Below are 21,746 nucleotides of genomic sequence, written 5' to 3' on the forward strand. Positions count from 1 at the left end.
ACGGTCATTTCCATACAACTGCTGGTAATGAACCTGGAGCGCAGACTCCGCCTTCTTTTTTATTATTTTTTCCAACGCTTTTTTGGGATTTCTGTAGAACTAAAATGGGCTGCTTGAAAATCGTTCAGCAGTCCCTATTTAAGAGTGCTTTTATTGTATATGATCCGGTTCAATCATAATCATGTCCTCACCGATCTTCCGGATTGAACGCCATCTGATCTTTGTTTCCGCGCCTTCTTTTTTCAGACCGAACCATTTGTAATTCGGTATGATGAAAGATTCAATTTGTCCGGTTTTTTCATCAATTTCCAGATCTGTCTGACCCAGTACACCAAGACGAGCACCCTGATTAACATCAACGATTTCCTTGGAACTAATATCCTTGTACCGCATCAAATCGCCTCCAAGACAAAACCCGTTTTAGCATATTCATATGATCAGTGGATGAAAACTATGCGCTTTAAGCGGTCTCCGGTGCAATAAGTGCACTAGATGGTGCATGCCGGAAAGTGGAATCGATCACCTGCTGCATGTTTTCATGAGTAACCGCATCAATTTCTGCGATCATGTCATCCAGCGAGCGATGCTTGTTCAGCAGTAATTCGTTTCTGCCGTTGCGGCTCATTCGGCTGCTGGTACTTTCCAGACTCAGCATCAGATTTCCCTTCAATTGTTCCTTGCTGTTTTTCAGTTCTTTATCCGTTAGCCCATTTGCGATCAGATTATCGATCGTCCTGTTAATCGTATCTTTCAATTGTGGCAGCTGTTCTTTTCCGGTTCCGGCATAAATCGTCAATAAGCCGTTATCAATAAATGACGCATGGTACGAGAAGACGGCATATGCCAGCCCCTGCTTTTCACGGACTTCCTGAAACAAGCGTGAACTCATGCTGCCGCCAAGGACATTATTCAAAATGATCAGACTGTACATATTTTCGTCATCAACCGGCAAGCCGTTATAGCCCAGGCATAAATGCGCCTGTTCCGTATCCTTCTGACGTTCAATTTGATTTCCCAAAAATTCCGGCTGCTCAACCTCTTTAGCTCCACCACCTGACTGAAATCCACTGAAATAGTTTTCAACAGTCCGGATAAACGACTCATCCACATTGCCGGCAACCGAAACCACGACATTATCAGGCGTATAACGTTGATTGATATAATGTCTTAAGGTATCCGGGGTAAATGATTGCAGCTGTTTTTCTGTTCCGAGAATTGGATAGCCCAATGGATGATCGCCGAATGATGCACGTGCCAGAATATCATGGACGATATCATCCGGGGTATCTTCATACATCCTGATTTCCTCTAAAACAACTTTCTTCTCACGCGCCATCTCTTCTTCATCAAACGAAGAGTTGAAAAACATATCTGCCAGTATCTCCAGAGCTTTTTCTTTATGTGTATCCATTACTTTTGCGTAAAAACACGTATACTCTTTTGACGTAAATGCATTGACCTGTCCGCCGATTGCGTCAAATGCTTCGGCAATATCCTGAGGTGATCTGGTTTTGGTCCCTTTAAAAAACATATGCTCCAGAAAATGTGATACGCCGTTTAGGTCTTCTGTTTCATTGCGTGATCCGGTCTTCACCCATATACCGATTGTGACAGACCGGACTGACGGTATATTTTCCAAAACTATCCGCAGTCCATTTTTGCTTGTATGTTTCTCTACCAATGTATATCCTCCTAAACTATTATCCACTTTCTCCTCATCGTTCCGCACTTAATAACGTATTAAGCGTTCCAATCTTATAACCTTTTTCCTTTATATTTCCAATCATTGAATCCAGGCCTTCCTTTATTGAAGAAGTTGGATGCATTAACAGCGTTGCACCAGGGTGAATATTGCTGTTCACTCGGTTCATCATAACAGATACAGATGGATTCTTCCAATCAATCGTATCAACACTCCAAAGAATCGTTTCCATATCCAGCTCAGCTGCCGCTCCCACTACCTGATCATTAAAATCACCACTGGGAGGGGTGAACCATTGAGGTGTTTCACCCGTAATCGCTTCAAGTATTTCATTGGTCCGACTGATTTGCTCAAGGCTATCCTGTTTCGACAGGCGTGACATAACCGGATGATTATAGGCATGATTCCCAATGACATGCCCCTGCCCATGAATCATTTCAACAGTATCCGTATTTTCCATTGCCCATTTTCCTTCAATAAAAAAATTGGCTTTTACCTGATGCTCTTTTAAAATATTCAGGATTGCCGGAATGTATTCCGTCCCCCATGATACATTGATGATTAATGCAACCATATTTTTATTCGGATTCCCGCGGTAAATCGGTGCAGCGGGTAAGTCATCCATCGTTATTTCAGGAGGAACTTGTTCATAAACGAGCAGCGATTCATCAAATGTCGCATTCTTTTTCATTTGCTCGTATGATTTCTCGATATTCACTTTGACACCATTACGCCCTGGTATCTTTTTCCATACTTTATGAATAACCGCATTTTCGGGTGTCTCTTCATATTCCGCACTTTTCGTCTTTATTTCGTTATACAGCGGGTCTTTATTTTTTGTAACGTCAGTAACCTCATTGGAGAAGGTTTCATTCGTTTCAAACGGCTTATATGTATAATCATATGATATAGCGACAATCAGGACAAATACACATACATGTACAAACAAGCGATAGCGATGATGCATCCATATCCCTCCTTACTTATCCATATGTGAGGGATGGACGGGTTATGAAAAGAGGCTGTTATAAACACAAATGTAAGCAGATGACTGTTAACGTTTTTCTTTCCAGGCATAAAAAAAGAAACTGGTTTTCCAGCTTCTTATTTTTCGTTATCTATGATCGGGTTTTTTCGCGTTTTTCACGCTCTTCTTTTAATACGGCTTTGCGTGAAAGATTGATACGTCCCTGATTATCGATTTCTTTCACTTTAACCATGATTTGATCCCCGATTGATACGGCATCTTCCACTTTTTTCGTGCGTTCTTCCTGTAATTCAGAAATATGAACCAAGCCGTCTTTTCCTTTAAACAGTTCAACAAACGCACCAAATTTTTCAATCCGCTTAACTGTCCCCAAGTATACCTCGCCTGCTTCCACTTCACGGACAAGATCTTCAATGATTTGTTTGGCCTTCTGATTCATTTCCGTATCAGGCGACGAGATAAAGACACTGCCATCCTGTTCGATATCAATTTTAACCCCGGTCTCATCAATGATCTGGTTGATCTGCTTTCCATGTGGTCCAATGACATCACGGATTTTATCAGGATTAATCGTCATCGTCAGAATCTTAGGTGCATATTCCGATAATTCTGCCCGCGGTTCTTTTATCGTTGCCAGCATCGAATCAAGAATCTGCATCCGGCCTTTTTTAGCCTGTGACAAGGCTTCTTCTAAAATGTCCTTGGACAGTCCGGCAATTTTAATATCCATTTGCAGGGCAGTTATACCCTGTTCGGTTCCGGCAACTTTAAAATCCATGTCACCGAGTGCATCTTCCATACCTTGTATATCAGTTAAGATCGTGTAATCATCACCCGATTTGACAAGTCCCATAGCAATTCCTGCAACCGGTGCTTTAATCGGGACACCCGCATCCATCATGGCCAGTGTGCTGCCGCAGATACTTGCCTGTGAGGTTGAGCCATTTGATTCCAATACCTCTGAAACGAGACGAATCGTATATGGAAATACCTTTTCAGACGGGACAACTTTTTCAAGCGCGCGTTCGCCCAATGCCCCATGGCCGATTTCCCTGCGTCCGGGACCTCTGATCGGACCTGTTTCACCGACACTGTATTGAGGAAAGTTGTAATGATGCATGAACCGTTTGGACTCTTCCAAATCCAGCCCGTCCAGTATTTGAACATCACCTAGTGCTCCCAGTGTGCAGACACTTAATGCCTGAGTTTGTCCACGCGTAAACAGACCTGAACCATGTGTTCTTGGTAAAATGCCGACCTTTGACGATAACGGACGGATTTCATCAACCTTGCGCCCATCCGGACGGATCTTTTCTTTGGTGATCAGGCGGCGGACTTCTTCTTTAACCATATCATCCAATATGGATTTAACCTGACCAACGACATCTTCTTCTTCCTCATTAAACAATTCAAGGACGTCATCTTTTGCCTGACTGATTGCTTCTTCCCGGGCTTTTTTGCCTTCGGTCTGAATCGCTTCAAGCAATTTGTCTCTTGCCTGGTCCTGAACTTTGGCAACCAGTTCGTCATCAGGTGTTTCAGCATCGAATGTCTGTTTCTCGATTCCGACTGCTTCAATGATTGTTTCCTGAAATTCAATCAGACGGACGATTTCCTGATGGCCGAACATGATGGCATCAAGCATGACATCTTCGGGAACTTCATCTGCTCCTGCTTCCACCATGTTTATAGCACTTTTTGTTCCGGCAACTGTCAAATCTATATCACTTTTTTCCTCCTGTTCGACAGTCGGATTGATAATAAATTCACCATCAACGCGTCCGACATGAACGCCAGCAATCGGTTCTGAAAATGGAATATCCGATATGGACAGCGCAACCGAGGAACCAATCATCGCTGCTATTTCAGTGGAACAGTCCTGGTCAACACTCATCACTGTACTGATTACCTGGACTTCATTCCGGTAGCCGTCAGGAAAAAGCGGACGGATTGGACGGTCAATCAATCGGGATGTCAGCGTTGCTTTTTCACTGGGACGGCCTTCGCGCTTAATGAAGCCTCCCGGAATTTTACCTACCGCATATAACCGTTCCTCATAATTAACCGTTAACGGGAAAAATGGCAGGTCTTTTGGTTCGTCGGATGCAGTTGCTGTTGCCAATATGGCTGTATCGCCATATCGGATCATACATGCACCATTTGCTTGTTTGGCCAGTTCTCCAGTCTCGACGATAAACGGTTTACCAGCTATCTCTGTGGAGAACGTTCGCTTCTCTTCTGTCATTCGTCATAAAACTCCTTTCAAAACACTTACTGCTTTCATTTTATAGTTAATCAGCGCAAATGTAAATTTTATGTGTGCAAGAAGAAAAAAAGCAGGATTTCTCCTGCTTTTTTACCTTATCGGCGTAGGCCGAGTTTTTTAATTAATTCACGATAACGTGTAACGTCTTTTTTTCGCAGGTAGTTCAGCAGGTTACGGCGCTTACCTACCATTTTCAAAAGACCCCGGCGTGAATGGTGGTCCTTTGTGTGAACGTGCAAATGCTCGTTTAATTTTGTGATCTCCTCAGTCAATACAGCAATCTGTACTTCCGGGGAGCCAGTGTCATTTTCATGCACTTTATATTCACTGATAATCTCATTCTTACGTTCTTTTGTGATAGCCATTCGGCACACCTCCATTAATTGATTGATACCCCCAATCCCCCAGCAATCGCCGGAGTTACGATTTGCCGAGCGATGGTTTACGTAATCAAGGGTACATCTTTTTCGTCAAAAATGCAAGAGGAAGTGTACATTTTATGATTCACGGGAAAAATAATCCCGAATACCTTTCTCGTCTTTTTCGATTTGTTTGATGAGTTTTTCAACACTGTCAAATTTAATTTCTTCCCGCATATATTGATGCCATTCCAGGACAAGCTCTTCACCATACAAATCATTATTATAATCAAAGATATTAACTTCAATGATTGGTTCAACACGATCTGATGTGAACGTGGGATTATAACCTAAGCTGGCCATTCCTTCGTATACTTCATTTTTAAAACGTACTTTGACAGCATAGACCCCTATTTTAGGCAGCAATGTTTCAGACTCGGCTTCCAGATTTGCCGTAGGATAACCGATTTCTCTGCCGCGTTTTTCCCCTTCTTTAACAACACCCCGGACAACCAGTGGCCTGCCCAATAGTTCATTTGCTTTTTCAACTTGACCGGAGCGAAGAAGTTCCCTTATCCTTGTGGAGCTTATTTTCTGATCACCAGATTGAACTTGATCAATCACAGTATAGTCAAATCGTCCCCTTGAATGCTCTTTTAACGTTTGCATATTCCCTTTGCCTTTGTGCCCATATGTGTAATCAAAACCGGCAACAAGCGCTTTGATATTTAAATTAATAATGAAATGATCAATAAATGTTTGCGGCTCAAGTGAAGATAATTCTTTGTTGAATGTAATAATATAGAGCCTGTCAACATCCAACTGCTGCAGTATCGCTTGTTTTTCCCTTAATGGCGTTATGTATTGAACATGCTGCACATCCTTCTTCAATACAACGGATGGATGGGGATGAAACGTGATGACAGCACTTTCCATATTATTGGACTTTGCTTGATTGACTGCGGTCTTGATCACCTTTTGATGCCCCTTATGGATACCATCAAAAAAGCCGATGGCCGCAACCGTTTCAGGTAATTCATCCAATGTTAATGTATGAGGATACGTTAATTTGATTGTCCGCACATTATGTCACCTGCACTTTTATTCATGGTTAAACACGCGTACCGGCTTTATGGTGCTGATATGATCCGGATGCGTCTCATATACTGCTATCACTTGTTTATCATACATGACCAGGAAAGGTTTTGTTCCAGAGACATGTTCGGGCTTGGGCAATTTTTGTCCATGCAGAACCCGTTTTCGAGTGTTTTCATCCACATCGATCCGTTGCATATGTGTCAGACAGCTTCCGATTGAAAGCAGTAATTCTTCCTGTCTTTCTTCCTTGACCGCTTGTTCGATATCAGCAAACGTAAACGTATCTTCTTTGCTGATTGCACCTGTCCCTGTTCTGGTCAGTTCAGACATATGTGCCGGATAGCCAAGGCATTTGCCAATATCAACACATAGCGTTCGAATGTATGTACCTTTTGAACAAACGACTTTCAGCCAAAAACAGTCGTGATCATCGTCAGTTTTCAGCAGCTCAAGCTGATGAATGTATGCCTTGCGTTTCGGCCGTTCAACTGGCTCATTTTCCCTGGCGTATTCATACAATTTCTTTCCGTTGACTTTAACAGCAGAGTACATCGGAGGGATTTGTGTTATTTTCCCCCGAAACAATTGTAACACGTTTTCGATTTCCTGTTGAGATGGCGGGTGAATGATTTGTTTAGTTTCGATCACTTGTCCTTGGCTGTCCTCGGTTTCTGTTGATATCCCAAGCTTTACTTCCGTTAGATATGTTTTGTTTGTATCCGTCAGGAAAGGAACGATTTTGGTTGCCTGACCGATACAGACAGGTAAAACACCTTCAACTTCCGGATCAAGCGTCCCGGTATGACCAACTTTTTTCCGGCGAAATAATTGACGTATTTTCAGGACACAATCATGTGACGTCATGCCTTTGGGTTTCCATAATGGTAATATACCGTTCATATGATCAGCTCCATCGTTCATCTAAAAAGAAAGATATGGTTAACCGCTGCATGGTGAAATCTTCCATTTTAAATCAGGCAGCGATTATTCACTGATACAACAAGGAAAAATCTGACTCGATAGCAAGTCAGATTAAATGGCAAACTAAACTGCTCATTTATTCAAATCGCGCAGTATTTCTTCAATACGGTTGCCGTGTTCGTAAGCTTCATCAAATTCAAACGTTATTTCCGGTGTCTTTCTCAACCGTATGCGTTTGCCAATTTCCGATCGGATGAATCCTTTCGCTTTAGCAAGGCCTATCAGCGTGTCATGTTTTTCTTCCTCATCTCCAAGCACCGTAATGAATACTTTTGCCTGCTGCAAGTCTCCGGTCACTTCCACATCTGTGACAGTGACAAACCCGACACGCGGATCTTTAATTTTTTGACCGATCAGCTCACCCAATTCTTTTTTCATCTGTTCGGCTACCCGATTTGCACGAATATTACTCATTTTGAAATCACCTCAATAGACGGGGGCTGCGTCTCTCTTCACTAGAGAAACGCCACCTCCGTGATCGTACGTTCAATTTCGGTAAATGTGTCAATTATTTTCAATGCTGCCTGTATCACTTGTTCGGCGTATTTTTTATCATTGGAAACTGTCACAATTCCAAGTTTCGTCCTTTGCCATAGGTCATGATAATCCAGCTCGGTTACGGCTACATTCAAGTCGTTCCGTAATCTGGCCATAATGCGTTTGATGATGGAACGCTTCTGTTTGAGTGATCGGCCTTCATACAGCATACATTCCACTTCTGCATATATAATCATGTGCGCTCAATTTCTTCCATGATAAATGCTTCAAGGGTGTCGCCTACTTTAATATCGTTAAAGTTTTTGATTGTTATACCGCACTCATAGTTTTGCGTTACTTCTTTGGCATCATCTTTAAACCGTTTCAGCGTGTCAATTTCCCCTTCAAATTGGACAACACCGTCACGGATAACTCGGACACCTGAATGACGGGTGACTTTTCCATCTGTAACATAACTGCCGGCAATTGTACCGATTTTGGATACTTTGAACGTTTCACGCACTTCTGCCTGACCAATGACTTTTTCTTTATATTCCGGATCAAGCATGCCTTTCATGGCACTCTCAATCTCTTCCATTGCTTTATAAATAACCCGGTGCAGACGAACATCAACTTTCTCGGATTCGGCAGCCTTTTTCGCATTGGCGTCAGGGCGAACGTTAAACCCAATAACGATCGCATTGGATGCAGACGCTAAAATAATGTCGGATTCTTTAATCGCTCCAACGCCGGTATGAATAATTTTAATCTTGACGCCTTCCACATCAATTTTCTCGAGGGATGACGCCAGGGCTTCCGCTGAACCTTGAACATCAGCTTTTATGACAATATTGATTTCTTTCATATCGCCCTGTTTTATCTGTTCAAATAAATCGTCAAGGCTAACTTTTGATGATTCAGCCCGATTTTCCTGGATGTGTTTTTGCTGGCGGGCTTCACCTACCTGACGGGCTTTTTTCTCATCTGTAAACCTGAGGAACTGATCTCCGGCCTGCGGGACGTCATTTAACCCTGTAATTTCAACAGGTGTTGATGGATCAGCCGATTTAACACGTTTTCCTTCGTCGTTAACCATGGCGCGGACCCGGCCAAATGTGTTGCCGACAACAACTGAATCACCGACGTGTAATGTGCCATTCTGAATCAGCAATGTCGCAACAGATCCTCTTCCCTTCTCAAGTTTGGCTTCAATCACGGTTCCGAATGCATTGGCTTTCGGATTGGCTTTCAACTCCTCCATTTCCGATACAAGCAGCAGCATTTCTAAGAGATCATCAATGCCTTCGTGTTTAATTGCCGACAGGTTAACGAAAATGGTTTTACCGCCCCAGTCTTCAGGAATCAATTCGTATTCGGTCAATTCTTGCATGACCCGGTCAGGATTGGCACTTTCTTTATCCATTTTGTTGACGGCGACAATAATTGGTACCTCAGCCGCTTTGGCATGATTAATAGCTTCGACTGTCTGCGGCATCACACCATCATCTGCAGCCACGACCAATACAGCGATATCCGTTATTTGGGCACCGCGGGAACGCATACTTGTAAATGCCGCGTGCCCAGGTGTATCAAGAAAGGTGATTTTTTTGCCGTCATTTTCAACCTGATAGGCACCGATATGCTGTGTGATGCCGCCTGCCTCTCCTTCTTGGACTTTCGTGTGACGGATCGCATCCAATAGTGTTGTTTTGCCGTGATCGACGTGGCCCATAATCGTGACAACGGCAGGCCGTTCCTCTAAATCAGCCGGATCGTCTTCCTTAAGATACTTATCAAAATCGGTATCTTCCAAAATGATTTCTTTTTCAACTTCCACACCGAACTCGTCACATAATAGTTCGACAGTGTCATCATCCAAATCCTGATTTTTGTTGGCCATGACACCGAGAAACATCAGTTTTTTAATAATCTCTGATGTATCTTTGTTTAATTTTTCAGCTAAATCACTGACAGTCAACGTTTCACTGTACGTGATTTTGGCCGGCGTTTCTTTAACCGGCTTCTGCTTCTGCGGTTTGAATGTGGATTTGTTATGTTGACCCTTATTGCCTTTATTGCCCTTTTTGCCCTTTTTATGCTTGTTATTCTTATTTTGCTGATGTCCACTGCGGTGTTGATTCTGGCCTTTTCGTTTTCCGTTTGTTTTGTCTTGCTTATCCCGATTGGAACTTTTCTTCGATTGGTTGGATTTATGTTGTTTTTGCTGTTTATTGGACTGCTCATTTTTATCGGGTTGCTTAGGTGCAAACTTTTCGTCCAATTTCAGGATTGTTTCAATTGATACGGTTGACATATGGTTTTTTACATCAATATTTAAGTCTTTTAAATGCTGGATCACTTCTTTACTCGTCGTATTATTTTGCTTCGCATATTCATATATACGCATTTTGCTCATAAGTCCACCCCCAAAATTAATTACCCCAGCAGCGAGCTGATTTTAGCGGCAAATCCCGCATCCAAAACAGCAACAGCCACTCTTTGGGGTTTGCCGATAGCATTTGATAACGTTTCTCTATCATCAATTATTTCGAATGGTACGTCATAGGTTTTACATTTATTGATAAGTTTTTTTCGTGTCCGGGGGCCGATATCATTAGCCAGCAGAACAAGCTTCGCTTTTTTTTGCTGAACAGCTTTGACAATTGAGTCTTCTCCCAATGAACACTTGCCGGCACGATAAGCCAGCCCAAGCAGATTCAAATAATTATTTTTCATCTGTATGACCTTTGACGAATTGTTTTAACTCCTCATAGATCGATGGTTCAATTTCCGCGTTTAACTGCTGGCCCAGAACCCCCGTTTTTTCGGCCTTTTCAATAACTGCCAAATCATTTGATACATAGGCACCGCGTCCGTTTTTCTTGCCGGTTGGGTCGACAAAAACCTCTCCCTCTTTATTTCGGACAATGCGGATCAGTTCTTTTTTAGGCTTCATTTCATTCGTGACAACACATTTACGCTGTGGTATTTTTCGTTTTTTCTTCGCCATCAGACTACCTCCCTATTCAAACAAGTCTTCGTCACTGTCAGAATAAGAATCGTCATCAAGTTCTTCTTCGTAATCGTCGGCTAACAGTCCTTGTTCACGTGCCTGTGATTCACTTTTGATGTCAATTTTCCATCCTGTCAATTTAGCAGCCAGACGAGCATTTTGTCCCCGCTTTCCGATCGCCAGTGATAATTGATAATCCGGTACGATCACAGTTGTCGCTTTATCTTCTTCATCGACCAGCACATCAACCACTTTTGAAGGACTCAATGCATTGGAAACATACACTACCGGGTCGTCTGACCATTCGACGACATCAATTTTTTCACCTTTTAATTCATCGACGACGACTTGAATCCGCTGGCCTTTCTGTCCGACACATGAACCGACGGCATCGATTTCCGGATCATCGGCGTGAACAGCTATTTTGGAACGATCGCCCGCTTCCCTTGCCACCGATTTGATTTCAACAGTACCATCATATATTTCCGGTACTTCCATTTCAAACAAGCGCTTCAATAATCCCGGGTGTGAGCGTGATATATATATCTGGGGACCCTTACTTGTATTTTCCACTTTATTGACATACACTTTCAGACGATCGTGCACATAGTAGTCCTCAGTGGGCATTTGTTCCGATTCGGCCAGTTTTGCTTCAATTTTACCCAGGTTAACATAAACGAAACGCGAATCCTTCCGGGAAATAATCCCTGTCATGATATCGTCTTCACGGTCCACATATTCACTGAAAATAACACCGCGTTCTGCTTCCCTGACACGTTGGGTTACAACCTGTTTTGCTGCCTGAGCGGCTATCCGCCCAAAATCTTTTGGTGTTACTTCAACTTCGATAACATCATCAATCTCATAATTCGGATCAATTTCCCGTGCTTCCTGCAGTGATATTTCTTCCAGACTGTTTTCAACTTCGTCCACAACCGCCTTCCGCGAAAAGACGCGCATTGTTGCTGACGCTTCATCTATATCCACACGAACATTGGCAGCCGATTTGAAATTCTTTTTATAAGCAGAGATTAAAGCGGCTTCCAATGCCTCCATCAGTACGTCTTTGTCAATCCCTTTCTCTTCTTCCAAATAATCAATAGCATCAAACAACTGATTATTCACTTTTCGTTTCCCCCTTTACAAAGATACCGCCAGTCTTGCTTTGGCTATTTTTTCATACGGTATTTCCACCTGTTTATCGCGGGTTTTCACCTTATAGGTTATGATGACACTTTCACCGGTGAATTCCTGCAGCGTCCCTTCATATTCTTTTTTGCCATTAATTGGTTCATATAGTTTAACGTAAACATTGCTGCCTACATGTTTTGCAAAATCCGCTTTCGACTTCAGTGGACGTTCTACACCTGGTGATGAAACTTCCAAAAAATAGGTTCCCTTGATTGGGTCTTGTTGGTCCAGTTTCTCACCTAACTGTTCAGACACAATGCCGCATTCGTCTATATCGACACCGCCTTCTTTATCAATGTAAACCCGGAGAAACCAATTTTTTCCTTCTTTTACATACTCAACGTCAACCAATTCCAGCCCTTTTTCCTGTAAAATCGGTTCAACTAATTCTTCCGTTGTCTTCACGATTTCGGAACTCAAAACAAATCCTCCTTTATTCAATTGTCACTACTGCTTATTATGGCCTATACTCAGCCATTTCATTTGCTTTGAAAACTGAAATTATGACATACCCAATTGATTCCATAGCCATCCTCTGGTATCTCCGCTTATTCTGAGCAACGATATCGGCCGTATTGCTAATATAAAACCCCTGCCGAAGATGTGGCAAGGGGAGTCCCGTGGAGCAGAAAATGGCTGTATGAATAAAGAGTGGGGGATACCCACTCTTAAACCGACCAAATCATTTCATACCTTTACTAATATAGCATACGTATCGTCAAGTTGCAACAGTATTACTCAAGCTGTCTGTTCCAGCACGTCACACATTAAAATAACGATAATTGGTTTTTTTCGGCCATACCCTCCAAACAGCCATGATTATCAAGGTATTCTAATACTGTTTTAGAAATTTTGCTGCGCTGACGCAGATCTTCTTTGGATAAAAACTCGCCGTCCTCCCGTGCTTTAACGATATTGAGCGCTGCATTTGTCCCAAGGCCATCAACAGCATCAAATGGCGGAATCAATGAATTACCATCGACGATAAATTCAGATGCTTTTGACCGGTACAAATCAACTTTCTGGAAGGAGAAACCACGTTCACACATCTCCAGTGCCACTTCCAGTACGGTCAGAAGACTTTTCTCTTTTGGCGAGGCATCATTTCCTTTAGCCGTAATCGCTTCAATTCGCTGCCTGATTGCACTTGATCCTTTAACCATTGTATCCAGTTCAAAATCACCTGCACGCACAGAAAAGTAAGCGGCATAGAAGTAAATCGGATAATGCACTTTAAAATACGCAATCCTGACCGCCATAAGAACATAAGCTGCAGCATGGGCTTTCGGGAACATATATTTAATCTTTTTGCATGATTCAATATACCAATCCGGTACACCGTGTTTCTTCATTTCCTCGATCCATTCCTCTTTAAGTCCTCTGCCTTTACGGACGTATTCCATGATGGTAAAAGCAAGAGAGGCTTCCAGACCCTTATATAGCAAATAAACCATAATATCATCACGGCAGCCGATCACATCCGGTAATTCACAAATGCCGTCATTAATGAGTTCTTCAGCGTTTCCGAGCCACACATCCGTACCGTGCGACAAACCGGATATGATGACAAGTTCAGCAAATGTGCTCGGCCTTGTATCCTCAAGCATTTGCCGTACGAACCTGGTTCCAAACTCCGGAACGCCTAGTGTACCTGTTTTACAATTTATCTGTTCAGGTGTCACGCCTAATGATTCTGTACCAGAAAATATTTTCATCACATCTTCATCATCAGTGGGAATTGTTTTTGGATCAATCCCGCTTAAATCCTGAAGCATCCGTATGACCGTTGGATCATCGTGACCGAGTATATCCAATTTCAGTAAATTATCTTCAATCGAATGGAAATCGAAGTGCGTTGTCTGCCATTCACTGTTTCGGTCATCAGCCGGATATTGGATTGGTGTGAAATCAAAAATCTCCTTATCCTCAGGTACAACAATGATACCGCCCGGGTGCTGTCCGGTTGTCCGTTTCACGCCTGTGCATCCTTGTACAAGCCGGTCTACTTCTGCATTTTTATAGACTAATTGCTTGTCAGACGCATAGCCTTTCACATAGCCATAGGCCGTTTTTTCAGCAATGGTGCCTATCGTTCCGGCACGATACACTTTTTCTTCGCCAAACAGAACCTTGGTATAGTTGTGGGCTCTGGGCTGGTATTCTCCCGAAAAATTCAAATCAATATCAGGGACCTTATCCCCTTTGAAACCAAGGAACGTTTCAAATGGAATATCCTGGCCATCCTTGGTCAATAGCCTTCCACATTCAGGACAATTTTTATCCTCAAGATCAAAGCCGCTGCCAATTGAACCGTCTGTAATAAATTCATGATAGTGACATTCCGTACAGACATAATGCGGCGGTAAGGGATTGACCTCGGTTATTTCCAGCATGGTAGCAACAAGCGATGATCCGACTGAGCCCCGGGATCCAACCAAATAACCATCTTCGAGCGACTTTTTGACGAGCTTATGTGAAATTAAATAGATAACCGCGAAACCATTCCCAATAATGCTGGAGAGTTCTTTTTCCAGCCTGTCCGTTACGACTTCCGGAACCGGATCACCGTAAATCTGTTTAGCTCGGTTATAGCAAATGTCACGTATTTCCTGCTCTGCGCCTTCAATGGTTGGCGTGAACAGACCATCTTGTAAGGGTGAAACCTCTTCTATTTCATCTGCCAATGCATTCGTATTATCCACTACGATTTCTTTCGCTTTGACCTCGCCAAGGAATTTGAAACGATCAATCATTTCATTTGTTGTTCGAAATGATGTATCCGGCAGTGTTTGCCGGTTTAATGGGTTACCAGATTGTGACGCGATTAAAATCTGCCGGTAGATTTTATCATGTTCCTCAAGATGGTGAACATTTCCTGTTACCAAAACCGGTTTATTCAAACGGTCACCCATCTCAGTAAGTTTTGAGATGATATCCAGAATCTGAGCCTCGTTCTGAACCAGTTCTTTCTCTATTAAATGTGCATAGTTTGAAGGCGGCTGCACTTCAATATAATCATAGAATTCGGCCGCTTTTTCCGCTTCATCCACTGATTTCTGCATCATCGTTTCAAAAACTTCGCCCTGGTCACAGGCAGATCCGACAAGAATACCATTCCGGTGTTTTTGCAGAAGTGATCTCGGAATCCGCGGAACTCGGTAAAAATAATTAACGTGAGCATAAGATACCAATTTATAGAGGTTTTTCAAGCCTTCCTGAGTACGTGCAATCAGTGTACAGTGTGACGGGCGCGAGCGTTTATAGGCATCCCCTTCACCCATATAATTGTTTAATTGATTATGATTGACGATGTCTTTCGCAAGCAAACCTTTTACCAGTTTCCATAACAGATAACCGGTAGCCTCTGCATCATATATGGCACGGTGATGCTGAGTCAGTTCGATATCCAAATGCTTGCACATCGTATTCAGCCGGTGATTCCTCAGTTCAGGATACAAAAATCGTGACAATTCGAGTGTGTCGATAACGGGATTTACTATTTTATCATACCCGATTTTCTGAAATCCCTGGTTTAGGAAGCCGATATCAAAACTTGCATTATGTGCGACCAGAATACTATCATTCATCCATTGATGAAAATCCTTTAAAACATCATCAACTTCAGGCGCGTCTTTGACCATGTCATCCGTAATGCCGGTCAGATCTGTTGTTGTTTGTGACAGAGGCTGATGCGGGTTGGCAAATGATTCAAATCGGTCAACCACTTCTCCTTGATGAATTTTCACGGCAGCAAGTTCGATAATGGTATCATAGACGGCCGAAAGCCCGGTCGTTTCGACGTCAAACACGACATATGTCCCCTCGGCTAAAGCAACATCACTTTCGTTGTAGGCTATCGGTACGCCATCATCAACCAAATTGGCTTCCACACCATATATCACTTTAACGCCATGCTTTTCCCCTGCAGCCTGTGCTTCGGGAAAACCTTGTACACCGCCATGGTCGGTAATCGCCACTGCTTTGTGACCCCATTTGGCCGCTTGTTCAATAAGTGCTGAGGGCGAAACAACAGCATCGAGCTGGCTCATGGTTGTATGAGCATGAAATTCAACACGTTTTTCCCCTTCAGGTGCTGTATCTTTGCGTGTCGCCACCTTGACTTCGTGTATATCATTCGCCATCATGGCCAATTCACTTGTGTACATGTCTGTCTGGATGCTTCCTCTTGCCTTAATCCACATCCCTTCTTTCAATTGTTCGAACGCTGTCACATCATCATCGCCTTTGGAAAACATCTTGATTTGCAATGAATCCGTATAATCAGTAGCTTTTACAATCAATAAACTTCTCCCGGAACGCAGCTGACGGATTTCTGTTGAAAACACATAACCTTGGATCGTAACACGCCGTTCCTCTTCCTGAATTTCTTCCATCTGAATCGGTTCATCCTGAATTTTATAACCGATCATGAACGGCTTATGCTGCTCATTTTTTTGGTTCTTCTGATCACGCGCCTCTTTTTGCTTGATTGTTTTTAAAACCAGTTCCTGATCTTCAAGTGCTTTTTGCTCCCTGAATTTTTTCAAATCCACCGCATCGGATTTAACGTCGATTTCCAGTGAAAAAGAAGGTGCCCCGATTTTTCGGCAAAACGCCTGAAACGGTTGTTCGAGCCGTTTTTTAAGCGCATTGCCTTCAGCCTCATTTCTTGCAGTTAACATAATCTTATTATTGTTAACTTCAGGCGTCTGATCCAGTACAAGATCTTTATACGCCGGTGTCAAGTTGGATACTGTCTGGAGGAAATGCTGCCAATAAGCATGAACAGTTTCGGAGGCGCAATCCTTGTTATCTGTATATAACGTCATGTCAATCTGTGCAAACTGCTGAAATGTTTCCTGTAATCTAACGGAAAGCAATGCATATATTTCGGTCGGCAACACTTGGCTGAGACGAATATGAAAATGCCATATTTTTGATTGTTTATGTACTTCCAACTTCACTAATTCACTATCTTTAAAATACGTATTAATATATTCTTTGGAAATCCCCATCTGTTCCAGCAGCAATTTCATTTTCTCTTGTTTTGAAATATCCATCGCGCTCTCCTCCAAAATGTTGTTAAATGCTGGCTTTAATGTTGGAAACCCTTGCCAAAACGAGGACAAGGGCTTCAACATATCAAGCATTGCAAATCATTTATAAAAATAACCGCTGGATGTCATTCCATGTGACAACAATCATCAAGAGCATCAGCAGTGCAAAACCGATAAAATGAACGATACCTTCTTTTTGCGGATCAATCGGCTTACCTCGAACTGCCTCGATTCCAACGAACAGCAGCCTTCCGCCGTCAAGGGCAGGAAGCGGCACTAAGTTGACAATCCCGAGGTTAACGCTCAATATCGCGGTCCACATCAGGAACGTCATAAAGCCGGATTGGACAACTTGATCTGTTGCGTCATAGATACCGACAGGACCTGACAAGACTTCAATCGGGTATTGTCCTGTTATTAACTTAAAAAGATTTGTCAAGATTAAGGTTGTCGTTTCGTATGTTCGTTCAAAACCGTACTCGAATGTTCCGAAGAATGTTTTTTCAGATGCCCGCTGGACGCCTGCCTGTCCGTAAGTGATACCCTGTTCTTTGATTTTATCAGGAGTGATGATCAGCGTTTCTGTTCCATCGTCGCGCTGTACGGTCATGCTCAGTTCTTCTTCGGGATTATTCTGGACTATCTCGGTAAATTCCTCCCAAGTTGAAATGGCGTTCCCCTCAATTTGAACGACTTCATCGCCAACCTGGAAACCTGCCTCTTCTGCGGGACTGTCAGACTGCACACCGGCTATTTTAGCTTCATCAACAGGCACGCCCTGAACCAGCCCAACAATAATGAAAATGACAATTGCCAGCACAAAGTTCATCATCGGACCTGCAAATAATTGCATCGCACGTTTACCGGTACTTTTTGAAGCAAATTGCCGGTCATAAGGAGCTATCTGCGTTTCTTCCTCATCCATAACAAAGAAAGCTTTACGATCCACCTGAAAGCTTAATTTCTGATCTTCTTCATCCGGCTCGTATCCCCGGATGACCAACTCTTGATCCAAATCGGCATGTTCAACCTCAATCACACGGGCATCGGGATGTTTCGATTTATGATTAACAATAATTTTACTCACTTTATCTTTTTCGTTGAATTCCAAACCAATGTGCTGACCTGGTTTCAATTCAACAATTTCCGGGTCCTCACCGGCAACCCGTACATAACCTCCTATTGGCAGCAGACGGATTGTATAAACCGTTTCATTTTTTGTAAAGGCAAAAACTTTTGGACCAAACCCGATGGCAAATTCACGGGCCAGCATGCCTGCCCTTTTAGCAAAGATTAAATGACCGAATTCATGTATGAACACAAGCAGACCAAACATGAATATAAAAGCTATAACTGTGGTCAAAAGAAGCACCGTCCTTTAACTGATAGAGGTTGTAATCACAAGAATATTGTCTTTCAATCCATCCCCTTCTATTCCTTATACCCTGGCAGTTACGCGAAGAAATTAATGAAATGCAGGAGCGGTAATGCGAATAGAAGGCTGTCCAGCCGGTCCAGAACGCCGCCATGTCCAGGCAGCAAATTTCCGGAGTCTTTAACGCTATAGTGGCGTTTCAACGCTGACTCCACCAAATCCCCAATCTGACCTGCAGCCGATATTAAAACGGTAACGGCTACTATTAGTATCATATCATATGGAAAGGGATACGCCATATGAAAAATCACACCAACTATAACGGCCAGTACAATCCCTCCTGCAGCTCCTTCAATTGTTTTATTCGGACTGATTTCCGGCCACAGTTTGCGATTCCCAAAAGCACGGCCGCAGAAATACGCCCCCGTATCCGTTGCCCAGATTACAACCAGAACAAAAAATATATTCGCTAAACCAGCTGCGGCACTGCCGCCCCTCGTTTCAATCAGGTAAAAGAAGCCCATCCCAACATAAATAACCGCCAGCAGGACAAAACCGGCATCGTCAAAAGTAAACTTATTCTTAGCCATGACCGTATATGACAACAGAAATAATACGAATACCATAAGTGCTTCCAATTTTTCAAAACCAAACAAAAAACTGGAAGACCCTGGGAGCAGCAACAGCCATAAACTCAAGAGTGCAAACACAACCGGGATATAATAATTGCCTAGTTTACGCATACGGATCAACTCGAAGAACGCTATGGATGCCAACAGGTAAACAAACAATTGAAAAATGATTCCACCCATCACAACCGCAGGAATAAATATGATAAATGCCAAGAGTGCTGTCAGAACTCGTTTTTTCATATCATGTTCAACACCTTATACGCCTCCATAACGCCGTTTCCTCTGCTGATAATCATACAATGCTTTCTTAAACGTTTCAGCTGAAAAATCAGGCCATAACACATCTGTAAACCAAAACTCCGTATAGGCCAGCTGCCACAGCAGGAAGTTACTTAACCGCTGTTCGCCACTTGTCCGAATTAACAAATCCGGATCCGTTAATCCTGTCGTATAGAGATATTCCGAGAATATATGCTCATCCAAGTTATCCAGTGTCAGTCTGGAACTGTCAATATCCGCAATCACGCGTCTAACGGCTTGTATTATTTCAAATCTACTACCATAGTTTAAAGCAAAATTTAATAATAATCCATCATTATCTTTCGTCTTTTCTTTCGCATAGCGAACGGCTTCCTTCGTATGATCGGGAAGTACATCCAAGTTGCCAATGGTTTTAATTTTAACATTGTTTTCTATCAGCTCAGGCAAATAAATATGTAAAAATTCTTTGGGGAGACCTAAAATATAATCGATTTCTGACTTTGGACGGCGCCAATTTTCAGTTGAAAAAGCGTATAGCGTCAGAATTTCAACATGACAATTCACCGCTGTTTTGACGATTGACTTAACAACTTCCATACCTTCTTTATGTCCGGCAACCCGAGGGAGACCTCGATTTTTTGCCCACCGTCCATTTCCATCCATGATAATGGCTACATGTTTCGGTATATTATCAAGCTCTGTTTCTTCTTTCACCTTTGCTTTTTTATTTTTAAAAAAGGGAAGTTTCATTGACATAATTTGTCCTCCGATATCATCGATGAAGCCTGTCTATCAGTTTAATATTTATAATCCGCACATCAAAAGGAATATACGATATTATAATCCTATTATGTTGAATTACCATTATATCACTATAATCCATTAATTTAATCATGAATTCCGGACAAAGTTCTTCCACCATGGAATTTTTTATGCCGATGGAAACAAAAGCCCTCTTAGACAAGAGGGCTGCACCATTTATTTGACTAAACCTTCATCCTTAGACTTCCAATATTTCTTTTTCTTTATTTTTAACATACTGGTCAATTTTATCAATATGTTTATCCGTTTCTTTTTGGACATTTTCTTGCTCTTTTTTCAAATCATCTTCGGTCAGGTCACCATTTTTCTCGGCTTTCTTCAGCTGATCGTTGGACTCACGACGAATGTTCCTGACTTGTACACGTGCTTCTTCTGCATACTTTCCAACAACTTTAACCAATTCTTTACGGCGTTCTTCCGTCAATGCGGGAATGTTGATCCGTATCACATTGCCATCACTGGACGGGGATAATCCTAAATCGGCTTTTTGGATTGCCTTTTCAATATTAGTCACTGAAGATTTATCAAAAGGTGTAATGACCAAAAGTCTCGCTTCCGGTGCAGAAACTGTCGCTAATTGATTCAGCGGTGTTGCAGCACCATAATAATCAACGATAACACTGTCCAGAATAGACGGATTTGCCCGTCCGGCCCGTATAGTCGCCAGATTTTTGGAAAAAGCCTGGACGGCCTGTTCCATTTTACGCCGTGTTTCCTTAATAATTTGATCGGACATGTTCAATCCCCCTTTATTGTTGTACCAATCGGTTCGCCCTGAACAACACGTTTAATGTTGCCTGCTTCCATGATGGAAAATACGATTAATTGAATATCATTATCCATACACAATGACGATGCAGTGGAATCCATTACACCGAGACCTTCATTGAGCATATCCATATAGGTAATTTCCGTATATTTTTTTGCTTCTTTATTGGTTTGCGGATCATCCGAATAGACGCCATCCACGTTATTTTTGGCCATCAGAATGACTTCAGCCTCAATTTCAGCAGCCCGTAACGCTGCTGTGGTATCAGTTGAAAAATAAGGGTTCCCGGTTCCTGCAGCAAAAATGATAACACGCTTCTTTTCCAGATGGCGTATAGCTTTTCTCCTTATATAAGGCTCTGCAACCTGACGCATTTCAATCGATGTTTGCACCCGTGTGGGGATTCCGTTATTCTCCAGGCTGTCCTGAAGTGCCAGAGAGTTCATAATGGTGGCGAGCATTCCCATGTAGTCAGCTGTTGCACGGTCCATTCCCATTTCACTTCCGACTTTGCCGCGCCAGATGTTGCCACCGCCAACAACGATAGCTACTTCCACACCAAGTTCCGCAACTTCTTTTATCTGTGATGCAATCGACTGAATGACTTGCGGATCAATTCCATAGCCTTGTTTGCCGCTTAATGCTTCACCACTTAATTTTAACACAATTCTACGGTATCGAGCTGTTGACATAGTTACCCCCATCGGAATATTAGATTGTTTTCAAGTATCACTAAAGGTTTGGAACATTATATT

The 21,746-nt window shown here is 42.5% G+C and carries 20 protein-coding genes; all 20 read right to left on the bottom strand.

What is annotated here, in order from left to right; all coding sequences use genetic code 11:
- Nucleotides 1–150: 150 nt before the first annotated feature.
- Complete coding sequence (locus tag VK080_RS02000) at nt 151–393, bottom strand: YlmC/YmxH family sporulation protein (protein ID WP_324223127.1); 243 nt, start codon at nt 391–393, stop codon at nt 151–153.
- A gap of 67 nt (nt 394–460) precedes the next feature.
- Nucleotides 461–1,681 (bottom strand): pitrilysin family protein, encoded by a 1,221-nt coding sequence (locus VK080_RS02005; RefSeq protein ID WP_324223128.1) that lies wholly within the window; start codon nt 1,679–1,681, stop codon nt 461–463.
- A 34-nt stretch (nt 1,682–1,715) separates the two neighbouring features.
- Nucleotides 1,716–2,669: a polysaccharide deacetylase family protein gene (locus VK080_RS02010; RefSeq protein ID WP_324223129.1), complete on the bottom strand. Its 954-nt coding sequence runs from the start codon at nt 2,667–2,669 to the stop codon at nt 1,716–1,718.
- A 151-nt stretch (nt 2,670–2,820) separates the two neighbouring features.
- On the bottom strand, nt 2,821–4,935 hold the full coding sequence (locus VK080_RS02015; protein WP_324223130.1) for a polyribonucleotide nucleotidyltransferase: 2,115 nt from the start codon (nt 4,933–4,935) through the stop codon (nt 2,821–2,823).
- 116 nt (nt 4,936–5,051) lie between these two features.
- A complete protein-coding gene (gene rpsO / locus VK080_RS02020) occupies nt 5,052–5,321 on the bottom strand; it encodes a 30S ribosomal protein S15 (RefSeq protein WP_324223131.1) in 270 nt (89 codons plus the stop codon).
- Nucleotides 5,322–5,453: 132 nt separating this feature from the next.
- Nucleotides 5,454–6,398, bottom strand: coding sequence for a bifunctional riboflavin kinase/FAD synthetase (locus tag VK080_RS02025; protein ID WP_324223132.1), 945 nt, complete (start codon nt 6,396–6,398; stop codon nt 5,454–5,456).
- Between the two features lie 18 nt (nt 6,399–6,416).
- On the bottom strand, nt 6,417–7,313 hold the full coding sequence (gene truB / locus VK080_RS02030) for a tRNA pseudouridine(55) synthase TruB (protein WP_324223133.1): 897 nt from the start codon (nt 7,311–7,313) through the stop codon (nt 6,417–6,419).
- Nucleotides 7,314–7,466: 153 nt separating this feature from the next.
- Nucleotides 7,467–7,808 (bottom strand): 30S ribosome-binding factor RbfA, encoded by a 342-nt coding sequence (gene rbfA, locus VK080_RS02035; RefSeq protein WP_324223134.1) that lies wholly within the window; start codon nt 7,806–7,808, stop codon nt 7,467–7,469.
- A gap of 41 nt (nt 7,809–7,849) precedes the next feature.
- The gene (locus tag VK080_RS02040) at nt 7,850–8,128 is read right to left on the bottom strand and encodes a DUF503 domain-containing protein (protein WP_324223135.1); all 279 of its coding nucleotides are present in this window, start codon (nt 8,126–8,128) and stop codon (nt 7,850–7,852) included.
- Nucleotides 8,125–10,287, bottom strand: coding sequence for a translation initiation factor IF-2 (infB, locus tag VK080_RS02045; protein WP_324223136.1), 2,163 nt, complete (start codon nt 10,285–10,287; stop codon nt 8,125–8,127). Before infB ends, VK080_RS02040 begins: the two co-directional genes overlap by 4 nt.
- A gap of 20 nt (nt 10,288–10,307) precedes the next feature.
- Nucleotides 10,308–10,607, bottom strand: coding sequence for a L7Ae/L30e/S12e/Gadd45 family ribosomal protein (locus VK080_RS02050; protein ID WP_324223137.1), 300 nt, complete (start codon nt 10,605–10,607; stop codon nt 10,308–10,310).
- Nucleotides 10,597–10,881, bottom strand: a complete 285-nt coding sequence (gene rnpM, locus VK080_RS02055; protein ID WP_324223138.1) for an RNase P modulator RnpM — start codon at nt 10,879–10,881, stop codon at nt 10,597–10,599. The genes VK080_RS02050 and rnpM overlap by 11 nt, the downstream gene beginning before the upstream one ends.
- Nucleotides 10,882–10,893: 12 nt before the next feature.
- On the bottom strand, nt 10,894–12,009 hold the full coding sequence (gene nusA / locus VK080_RS02060; RefSeq protein WP_324223139.1) for a transcription termination factor NusA: 1,116 nt from the start codon (nt 12,007–12,009) through the stop codon (nt 10,894–10,896).
- Between the two features lie 15 nt (nt 12,010–12,024).
- Nucleotides 12,025–12,495 carry a ribosome maturation factor RimP gene (rimP, locus tag VK080_RS02065; protein WP_324223140.1) on the bottom strand — a complete coding sequence of 157 codons (471 nt, stop codon included), beginning with the start codon at nt 12,493–12,495 and terminating at the stop codon, nt 12,025–12,027.
- 347 nt (nt 12,496–12,842) lie between these two features.
- Complete coding sequence (locus VK080_RS02070) at nt 12,843–17,135, bottom strand: PolC-type DNA polymerase III (protein ID WP_324223141.1); 4,293 nt, start codon at nt 17,133–17,135, stop codon at nt 12,843–12,845.
- Between the two features lie 100 nt (nt 17,136–17,235).
- The gene (gene rseP, locus VK080_RS02075) at nt 17,236–18,495 is read right to left on the bottom strand and encodes an RIP metalloprotease RseP (protein ID WP_324223142.1); all 1,260 of its coding nucleotides are present in this window, start codon (nt 18,493–18,495) and stop codon (nt 17,236–17,238) included.
- A gap of 89 nt (nt 18,496–18,584) precedes the next feature.
- A complete protein-coding gene (locus VK080_RS02080) occupies nt 18,585–19,379 on the bottom strand; it encodes a phosphatidate cytidylyltransferase (protein ID WP_324223143.1) in 795 nt (264 codons plus the stop codon).
- 15 nt (nt 19,380–19,394) lie between these two features.
- The gene (locus tag VK080_RS02085; protein ID WP_324223144.1) at nt 19,395–20,156 is read right to left on the bottom strand and encodes an isoprenyl transferase; all 762 of its coding nucleotides are present in this window, start codon (nt 20,154–20,156) and stop codon (nt 19,395–19,397) included.
- A gap of 244 nt (nt 20,157–20,400) precedes the next feature.
- The gene (frr, locus tag VK080_RS02090; protein WP_324223145.1) at nt 20,401–20,958 is read right to left on the bottom strand and encodes a ribosome recycling factor; all 558 of its coding nucleotides are present in this window, start codon (nt 20,956–20,958) and stop codon (nt 20,401–20,403) included.
- Between the two features lie 2 nt (nt 20,959–20,960).
- Nucleotides 20,961–21,683, bottom strand: coding sequence for a UMP kinase (gene pyrH / locus VK080_RS02095; RefSeq protein ID WP_324223146.1), 723 nt, complete (start codon nt 21,681–21,683; stop codon nt 20,961–20,963).
- Nucleotides 21,684–21,746 lie beyond the last annotated feature (63 nt).

It is taken from the genome of Lentibacillus sp., assembly GCF_035301925.1.
In the GTDB taxonomy this organism is placed as follows: domain Bacteria; phylum Bacillota; class Bacilli; order Bacillales; family Amphibacillaceae; genus Lentibacillus.